Origin of the sequence: Comamonas denitrificans (genome assembly GCF_017368815.1) — a bacterium.
GTDB lineage: Bacteria > Pseudomonadota > Gammaproteobacteria > Burkholderiales > Burkholderiaceae_C > Comamonas > Comamonas denitrificans.
The window spans coordinates 25,232-33,074 of sequence record NZ_JAFNME010000028.1 but is presented as its reverse complement, the minus strand read 5'-3'; the positions used below and the strand labels follow the sequence as shown (position 1 = coordinate 33,074).

Annotated in this window: 8 protein-coding genes; 2 read left to right on the top strand and 6 right to left on the bottom strand. The window is 63.0% G+C overall.

The annotated features are described in order from the left end of the window. Positions 1-402 (bottom strand): type IV pilus assembly protein FimV (locus J1777_RS11645; RefSeq protein ID WP_423220545.1); only part of this gene is annotated, 402 nt, incomplete at its 3' end. Positions 403-701: 299 nt separating this feature from the next. Here J1777_RS11645 and J1777_RS11640 point away from each other — a divergent pair. After that, positions 702-3,110 carry a Tex family protein gene (locus tag J1777_RS11640; RefSeq protein ID WP_207575866.1) on the top strand — a complete coding sequence of 803 codons (2,409 nt, stop codon included), beginning with the start codon at positions 702-704 and terminating at the stop codon, positions 3,108-3,110. Positions 3,111-3,121: 11 nt separating this feature from the next. On the opposite strand, the gene lexA is transcribed toward J1777_RS11640, so the two are convergent. Continuing rightward, positions 3,122-3,757, bottom strand: a complete 636-nt coding sequence (gene lexA / locus J1777_RS11635; protein ID WP_207575865.1) for a transcriptional repressor LexA — start codon at positions 3,755-3,757, stop codon at positions 3,122-3,124. A 66-nt stretch (positions 3,758-3,823) separates the two neighbouring features. Here lexA and J1777_RS11630 point away from each other — a divergent pair, with 66 nt between their 5' ends. After that, entirely contained in the window at positions 3,824-4,822 is a 999-nt protein-coding gene (locus tag J1777_RS11630; protein WP_207575864.1) for an asparaginase, read from the top strand. Positions 4,823-4,886: 64 nt separating this feature from the next. Here J1777_RS11630 and adk read toward each other — a convergent pair whose 3' ends face one another. The 4 genes from adk to lpxK all read right to left on the bottom strand — a co-directional run bounded on the left by adk (position 4,887) and on the right by lpxK (position 7,780). Next, entirely contained in the window at positions 4,887-5,543 is a 657-nt protein-coding gene (adk, locus tag J1777_RS11625; RefSeq protein WP_207575863.1) for an adenylate kinase, read from the bottom strand. Between the two features lie 269 nt (positions 5,544-5,812). Beyond that, positions 5,813-6,601, bottom strand: coding sequence for a 3-deoxy-manno-octulosonate cytidylyltransferase (gene kdsB / locus J1777_RS11620; protein WP_207575862.1), 789 nt, complete (start codon positions 6,599-6,601; stop codon positions 5,813-5,815). Then, the gene (locus J1777_RS11615) at positions 6,598-6,789 is read right to left on the bottom strand and encodes a Trm112 family protein (protein ID WP_207575861.1); all 192 of its coding nucleotides are present in this window, start codon (positions 6,787-6,789) and stop codon (positions 6,598-6,600) included. Before J1777_RS11615 ends, kdsB begins: the two co-directional genes overlap by 4 nt. A 16-nt stretch (positions 6,790-6,805) precedes the next feature. After that, positions 6,806-7,780 carry a tetraacyldisaccharide 4'-kinase gene (lpxK, locus tag J1777_RS11610; protein ID WP_423220546.1) on the bottom strand — a complete coding sequence of 325 codons (975 nt, stop codon included), beginning with the start codon at positions 7,778-7,780 and terminating at the stop codon, positions 6,806-6,808. Positions 7,781-7,843 lie beyond the last annotated feature (63 nt).

Genomic DNA, 7,843 nt, shown 5'->3' with positions numbered 1-7,843 from the left:
TTCTGGGGGAGGGCTTGGCGACAACGCGGCGGCGGGTTGCGTGCTGGGCAGCAGCTGCGGGGGGTCGGCAAACAAGGTGTAACTGCGCGAGATTTGGCCGCTGCAGCCAGCGCTGACCGTCAGGCTGACCAGGGGTTCGTTGATGGCTTGTTGCGAACGAATGCGCAGGGTCTGTGGTGCAATCAAGGTGGTGCGGACGGGGGTGAAGACCTCGCCCTGCATCACCTGGGCTTGGATGCAGCTGCTGTCCAGCGTCTGGCCGGGATCGGGAACGATGGTGATGCGCACATCCAGCGGTGCCCCTAGCACCACGGGGTTTTGTGGCGTGCCCAGGGTCAGGGCACACGCCTGCGCTGCTGCGGTAAGGCAAGCTATCCCTAGAAATTGATTTCTTAATCGCACGCGTGCGGCCTCTTTTGTTCTTTCGTGACGTTTCAGCGACTTTGCCTGAAAGTTTTTTGCTCTTTTGTGAAGAGCCAGTGGAAACATTTTGACATGCTTTGCATTGCGCTGAATGCCTTAATAAGCGGATGCTATCGTCGCTTTTGTGCCTCCTATGGCACGGTGGTGACTGCAGCGGGTCTTTGCATGCAGCGCATATTTCCTGTGGGCAAGTGCCCGTTGCAGCCCTGGCTCTTGGGCAGCGCTGTGGCAAACTCGCCCCCTTTCTGGTTTTCAGCGTGCTTTGGGCACATGAGCGCATGCAAAAAATTATTGGGCAAATTGCCGCCGAGTTAAAAGTGGGGGCCGCACAGGTAACGGCGGCCGTGGAATTATTGGATGGCGGGGCGACGGTGCCGTTTATTGCCCGTTACCGCAAAGAGGCCACGGGCGGGCTGGACGATGCCCAGCTGCGTGAGCTGCAAGTGCGCCTGGCCTACCTGCGCGAGCTGGATGAGCGGCGCGGCACCGTGCTCAAAGCCATTGATGAGCAAGGCAAGCTGACCGATGCCTTGCGCTTGGCGATTGCCCAAGTGGCCACCAAGCAAGAGCTGGAAGATATTTACCTGCCGTTCAAGCAAAAGCGCCGCACCAAAGGCCAAATTGCCAAAGAGTTCGGCATTGAGCCGCTGGCCGATCAGTTGCTGGCCGACCCCACGCTCGATCCCCACGAACACGCCCAAGCCTATTGCCAGCCGGCCACGGTGCTTGACGATGGCAAGCCAGGCCCGGATTTTTCCACTCCCCAAGCCGTGCTCGATGGCGTGCGCGACATTTTGTCCGAGCGCTGGGCTGAGGATGCGGCGCTGGTGCAAAAGCTGCGCGAATGGCTGTGGGCCGATGGCCTGCTGCGCTCCAGCCTGGTGGCAGGCAAGAATGAGCAAGAGCCCGAAGTGGCCAAGTTCCGTGATTATTTTGATTACGAAGAGCCCATTGGCCGCATTCCTTCGCACCGGGCGCTGGCCGTTTTTCGGGGCCGCAGCCTGGAGATTTTGGATGCCAAGCTGGTGCAGCCCCAAGAGCCCGTTTTGGGGCAGATGAGCCTGGCCGAAGGCCACATTGCCCTGCACCTGGGCTGGAGCCACCAAAACCGCAAGAGCGATGACCTGCTGCGCAAATGCGTCACCTGGACATGGCGCGTGAAGCTGAGCCTGTCCATTGAGCGCGACCTGTTTACCCGTTTGCGCGAAGCCGCCGAGGCTGTGGCCATCAAAGTCTTTGGCGACAACCTGCGCGACCTGCTCTTGGCCGCCCCCGCCGGGCCTCGGGCTGTGATGGGGCTGGACCCTGGGATTCGCACCGGCGTGAAAGTGGCTGTGGTCGATAGCACCGGCAAGCTGCTGGAGACCACCACGGTCTATCCCCACGAGCCGCGCCGCGATTGGGAGGGCAGTGTCTTGACCCTGGCCGCCCTGGTGCAGCGCCATGGCGTGCAGCTGATTGCCATTGGCAACGGCACCGCCAGCCGCGAGACCGATAAGCTGGCAGCCGATGTGATTAAATTGGTAGAAAAAACGGCGCAAACGCAATCTGGTAAAGCGCTAGCAGCTCTACAAAAGATAGTGGTGAGCGAGGCGGGCGCTTCGGTGTATTCGGCCAGCGAGTTTGCCAGCCAGGAGCTGCCGGATGTCGATGTCAGCCTGCGCGGTGCGGTCAGCATTGCCCGGCGCTTGCAAGACCCGCTGGCCGAGCTGGTCAAGATCGACCCTAAAAGCATTGGCGTGGGCCAGTACCAGCACGATGTGAACCAAAGCGACTTGGCCCGCCAGTTGGGCAGTGTGGTGGAAGACTGTGTGAACGCCGTGGGCGTGGATTTGAATACCGCCTCGGCCCCACTGCTGGCGCGGGTGTCAGGCCTGTCGGCCACGGTGGCCAAATCGGTGGTGCGCTGGCGCGATGCCCATGGGCGCTTTCAAAGCCGCAAGCAATTGCTTGAAGTCAGCGGCCTGGGGCCCAAAACCTTTGAACAAGCGGCAGGGTTTTTGCGCATTCGCGGTGGGGTCAATCCTTTGGACATGACCGGCGTTCATCCCGAAACTTATCCCGTGGTCGAGCGAATTTTGCAGGCCACCAAGACCCCGATCGAGGCGCTCATGGGGCGCAGCGAACAGTTGCAAAAACTCAACCCCGCCCAGTTTGCCGATGAGCGCTTTGGCGCCATCACGGTGCGCGATATTTTGGGTGAGCTGGAAAAGCCAGGCCGTGACCCGCGCCCTGATTTTGTCGTTGCTCGCTTCAATGACGGGGTGGAAAGCATTGCCGACTTAAAAGAAGGCATGGTGCTGGAGGGCACCGTCAGCAACGTGGCGCAGTTTGGGGCGTTTGTCGATTTGGGCGTACACCAAGATGGTTTGGTCCACGTCAGCCAACTGAGCCACAAGTTTGTCGAAGATGCCCGCGAGGTGGTGAAAACCGGCCAGATTGTGAAAGTCAAAGTGCTGGAGGTGGATGCACCGCGCAAGCGCATCAGCCTGACGATGAAGCTGGATGCCGCCCCCGCCCGCCGTGATGGCCCGCGTGACAATCGTTTTGAAGCTGCAGGCCGGGGGGGCAATGCGCCCGCGCGGCGCGGTGACCGTGGTGAGCGCCGCGATCATCAGCCCGGTGGGGCTGCTGGGCACAGCGCCATGGCATCGGCCTTTGCCAAGCTACAAGGCTTGAAAAAGTAACACCCCGGCGCTTACAGCCCGGGGCGCACCAAGCCAACGGCCAAGCCTTCAATGGCAAAGCTTTCCGCATCGCGCACTTCGATGATGGGGTAATCGGGGTTGGCCGGGTGCAGACGGGCACCGGTGGGCAACAGCTCCAGGCGTTTGACGGTGACTTCATCATCAAGGCGCGCCACCACAATCTGGCCGCTGCGTGCTTGTTGGGTCGCCTGCACGGCGAGCAAGTCGCCATCGAGGATGCCCAGGTCGCGCATGGACATGCCACGCACGCGCAGCAGGTAGTCGGGGCGGCGCTCAAACATGCTCTCGGGCACACTGTGGGTGGTGTCAATATGCTCCTGCGCAAGAATGGGCGAGCCAGCGGCCACCCGGCCAATCAGGGGCAGGACCAAGGTGCTGGCCAGTTGGGTGACCTGCTCCTGCGCGGCGTGCAGGCGCAACCGGATACCGCGCGAGGTACCGCTGACCAGCTCAATGGCGCCTTTGCGGGCCAGGGCTTTCAGGTGCTCTTCGGCGGCATTGGCCGATTTAAAGCCCAGTGCCTGGGCAATTTCTGCCCGGGTGGGGGGGGCCCCGGTAGCGGTGATGGAGGTTTGGATGAGTTCCAACACCTCTTGCTGGCGGGCGGTGAGTTTAGGCAGGGCCATGGTGGTTCCTGTGAATTTGTACAGTCACTGTATTTTTAACCAGTTTGTTTGGGGATGCAAGCAGCCATGAGGCAAAACACCAGTACGAACGCCAGCACCGTTGCCAACACCCTGGCCCTGCTGGGCATGGGGGGCACGATTGCCGGTACCGGCAGTGCCAGCGGCGTGGGCTACCAAGCGGGGCAAATTGCGGCGCAAGACTTGCTGGGGGGCATTGCGGTGCCAGCCGGTTGTGTGGTGCGGCCCCAGCAGGTGCGCCAACTCGATAGCAAAGACATCGGCGATGGCGATTGGCTGGCTTTGGCCCAGGCGTGCGGGCAGCAGCTGGCCGATCCGCAGGTGGCCGCTGTTGTGATTACCCACGGCACGGATACCTTGGAAGAAACCGCCTGGTTTTTGCAGTGCGTGCTGCCTGCGGGCAAGCCGGTGGTATTGACCTGTGCCATGCGCCCGGCCAGTGCCTTATCGGCCGATGGCCCGGCCAATCTGCGCGATGCCTTGGTCTGTGCGGTGGATGAGGGGGCGCTGGCCTGGGCGCAGGCAGGCCAGCCGGTGCTGGTGGTGGCGGCGGGGGAGGTGCACAGCGCCGCTGCGGTGCGCAAAGCCCATGCCTACCAGGTGCATGCGTTGAGCTCGGCCCCCGCCGGCCCTGTGGCGTGGGTGGAGGAGGGGCGGCTGCGCTGGGCACAGCGCCTGCCGCAGCAGGTGGTGGTTAAAAATGCCGTGCCCCTGCCCCCCTTGCCTTGGCCGTGGGTGGAGGTGGTCACCAGCCATGCCGGGGCGCGGGCTGAGGGGGTGGATGCCTTGGTTGCTGCCGGGGTGCGCGGCCTGGTGGTGGCGGGCACCGGCAATGGAACGGTGCATGCGGCGTGGTTGCCGGCGCTGCAGCGTGCGCGGGCGGCGGGGGTGCTGATTGTGCGTACCACCCGTTGCGTTGAGGGCCGCATCGTGCAAGCGCCGGGCCAAGATGATGCCGAGGTGGTGGATTTGCCGCCGCTCAAAGCCCGCATCAGCTTGATGCTGCGCTGCATGTCGCCCTCTGTCCCCCCTGGGCCCTCGCCATAAAAAAAGCCCCTGCGAACAGGGGCTTTTTTTATGGCGCAAAGGCCGCATGGCGTGGCCAGGGGTTTTAAGCACCCAGTGCCGCAAAGGCGCGTGCGGTGATTTCTTCAACGCTGCCCGTGCCGCTGATGGCGCGGTACTTGGGGGCGGCTTGGGGTTCGGCTTTGGCCCAGTTGGAGTAGTAATCGACCAGGGGGCGGGTTTGGTCGCTGTACACCTGCAGGCGTTTTTTCACGGTTTCTTCTTTGTCGTCTTCGCGCTGCACCAGGGGTTCGCCGGTGACATCGTCAATGCCTTCGACCTTGGGGGGATTGAATTTGACGTGGTACGTGCGGCCCGAGGCAGGGTGGCTGCGCCGGCCGCTCATGCGGTCGATGATGGCCTCGAACGGCACGTCAATTTCCAGCACGTAGTCCAGCTTCACGCCAGCGGCCTTCATGGCATCGGCCTGGGGGATGGTGCGGGGGAAGCCGTCAAACAAAAAGCCTTTGGCGCAGTCGGGCTGGGCGATGCGGTCTTTCACCAGATTGATGATGAGCTCGTCGCTGACCAATTGCCCCGCATCCATCACCGCCTTGGCTTGCAGGCCCAGGGGGGTGCCAGCCTTTACAGCGGCACGCAGCATATCGCCGGTGGAGATTTGGGGAATGCCAAATTTTTCGCAGATAAAAGCAGCTTGGGTGCCTTTGCCAGCGCCGGGGGCGCCCAACAGGATGAGTCTCATGGATTTCCTCGTGAAGTGTTGAAATTTTTTATGAACATGCCCGCCGCGCTGCAGTGACCATGCCAAGGCGGGGCAAAGGATAGCACGGCCTTCTTTGGAAAATCCTTACAAATTTTGCACTGCAGCATGGCTTTTGCAAGCACCAATCGCTGGGACTGGCCCAGCAGAGAAGGCGGTGGCTTTATTTAAAAGAGCTTTTTCCGCTTGAATAATCAGCATTTCAGGGCTTTAAGTATCTGAAAACGTTGTATTTAAAGCGGAAACAGCTATTAATTTAATGCTATTTGCGCCCAAAGATGGCGCACCCGCGCTAAATCCTCGGGGGTGTCCACCCCTGGGCCAGGAGCCTGGGCGGCAGTGTGTACGGCAATGGCGTGGCCGTGCCACAGGGCGCGCAGCTGCTCCAGGGCCTCGACCTGTTCGGTGGGGGCCGGGGGGAGGGTGGGAAATTGGCGTAAAAACCCGGCACGGTAGGCGTAGATGCCGATATGGCGCAGCGGTGCAAAGGAGGTGGCATGGGCAGCGGCACTGTTGCCATCCCACCACTGCGTACCCGCCTGGTCGCGGTGCCAAGGGATGGGGGCGCGGCTGAAGTAATGGGCCAGGCCCTGGGCGTTGCACACCACTTTGACCACGTTGGGGTTTTGGTAATCCTGCAGGTTATGCACTGGGTGGGCGGCGGTGCCCATGCTCGCTTGCGGGGTGTGGGCCAGCACCTGGGCCACGGCGTTGATGAGTGCCGGGTCGATCAGCGGCTCATCGCCTTGCACATTGACCACCATGGCATCTCCGTCCAGGCCGAGCAGGGCGCAGGCCTGGGCCAAGCGGTCGCTGCCGCTGGGGTGGTCGGGGTCGGTCAAAACAGCGCGAATGCCGTGGGCGGCACAGGCATCGGCAATGGCGGCGCTGTCAGCGGCCACCACCACTTGGGCCGCTTGACTGCGCAGCGCTTGCTGGGCAACACGCACCACCATGGGGGCACCGCCAATGTCGGCCAGGGGTTTGTTCGGCAGGCGCGCGGAGGCCAGCCGCGCCGGGATCAAAACGTGAAAGCTCATGGGGCCAGGGCTTGGAGTTCATCGTCGCTCAAGGTGCGGGCTTCGCCTTCGAGCAAGATGGGAATGCCATCGCGCACCGGGTAGGCCAGGCGGGCGCTGCGCGAGATTAGCTCTTGGTGTTCGCGGTCGTAGGTGAGGGGGCCTTTGGTCACGGGGCAGACCAGCAGTTCGAGAAGTTTGGCATCCATAGTGCGCTCAGGTTGTCTAAAAAGGGCTAATGGTAGTGGCGTTCACGTGCTCTGGCGGGCTGTTGGTGGGCTGCAGCTTGGCCAATTCGCGCGCGAGCAAATCCCAAAAATCGGTCGGTAGCTGCAATTGCAGCGGCACGGCCCAGGCCTGGGGGTGCTGGCACCACAGCTTGCGGGCATCTTTTTCGGTGCAGAGCAAGGGGGTGTCGTGGCCGCACTGGCGTGAAAAATGGGCAAAGTCGGCATGGTCTGGCAGGCTTTGGGTGGTGGCCAAGGGGATGCCTTGGGCCTGGAGCATGGCAAAAAAGGCGCCAGGGCGGGCAATGGCGGCCACGGCTTCTACGGGTTGCTGGGCCAGGGTGAGCAAATCAATGTGCTCGCCCAGGCCGTTGTAGGCCGTGGGGGCCAAGCGGCGCTGCAGCGCAAACGCTGGGGCGCTGCCCATGGGCTGGGGTGGTTGGCCTGCGTACAGCGTGGCGGTGACTGGGCGTGGCCAGGGTTCGCGCAGCGGGCCAGCGGGCAGCAGCCAGCCGTTGCCGATGCCGTCCTCGTTGAAAACGCACAGCTCAATATCCCGGGCCAGCGCCAAGTGCTGCAAGCCATCGTCGCTGACGATGATGTTGGTGGCCGGGTAGTGCGCCCGCAAGGCCTGCACGGCCTCGATGCGCTGGCGGGCCACAAAGACCGGTGCGCCGGTGGTGCGGGCCAGCAGGGCGGGCTCGTCACCCACTTCATGGGCAGGGCTGTCGGGCAGGGCTTGGCGGCAATCGGTGGTGCGGCGGCCATAGCCGCGCGAGACAATGCCCGGCTGCCAGCCGTGCTGCTGCAAATAGGTGACCACGGCTTGGGTGACGGGGGTTTTGCCAGCCCCGCCAGCAATCACATTGCCCACGACGATGACGGGCACCCCGGCGTGGATGGGGCGCTGGCGGCGGGCATGCCAAGCCTGCAGTCCCCGGTACAGCTGCGAAAGTGGCCACAGCAGGCGCATCCCCAGGCCCCGGCGCTGCCATGGGGAGCGCTGGCCACTGAAAGCAGGCGGGGGCGGTGGGCG

Coding starts and splice junctions, on each gene's coding strand:
- J1777_RS11640 (WP_207575866.1), top strand. CDS start 702: ATGCAAAAAATTATTGGGCAAATTGCCGCCGAGTTAAAAGTGGGGGCC.
- lexA (WP_207575865.1), bottom strand. CDS start 3,757: ATGGCCCTGCCTAAACTCACCGCCCGCCAGCAAGAGGTGTTGGAACTC.
- J1777_RS11630 (WP_207575864.1), top strand. CDS start 3,824: ATGAGGCAAAACACCAGTACGAACGCCAGCACCGTTGCCAACACCCTG.
- adk (WP_207575863.1), bottom strand. CDS start 5,543: ATGAGACTCATCCTGTTGGGCGCCCCCGGCGCTGGCAAAGGCACCCAA.
- kdsB (WP_207575862.1), bottom strand. CDS start 6,601: ATGAGCTTTCACGTTTTGATCCCGGCGCGGCTGGCCTCCGCGCGCCTG.
- J1777_RS11615 (WP_207575861.1), bottom strand. CDS start 6,789: ATGGATGCCAAACTTCTCGAACTGCTGGTCTGCCCCGTGACCAAAGGC.
- lpxK (WP_423220546.1), bottom strand. CDS start 7,780: ATGCGCCTGCTGTGGCCACTTTCGCAGCTGTACCGGGGACTGCAGGCT.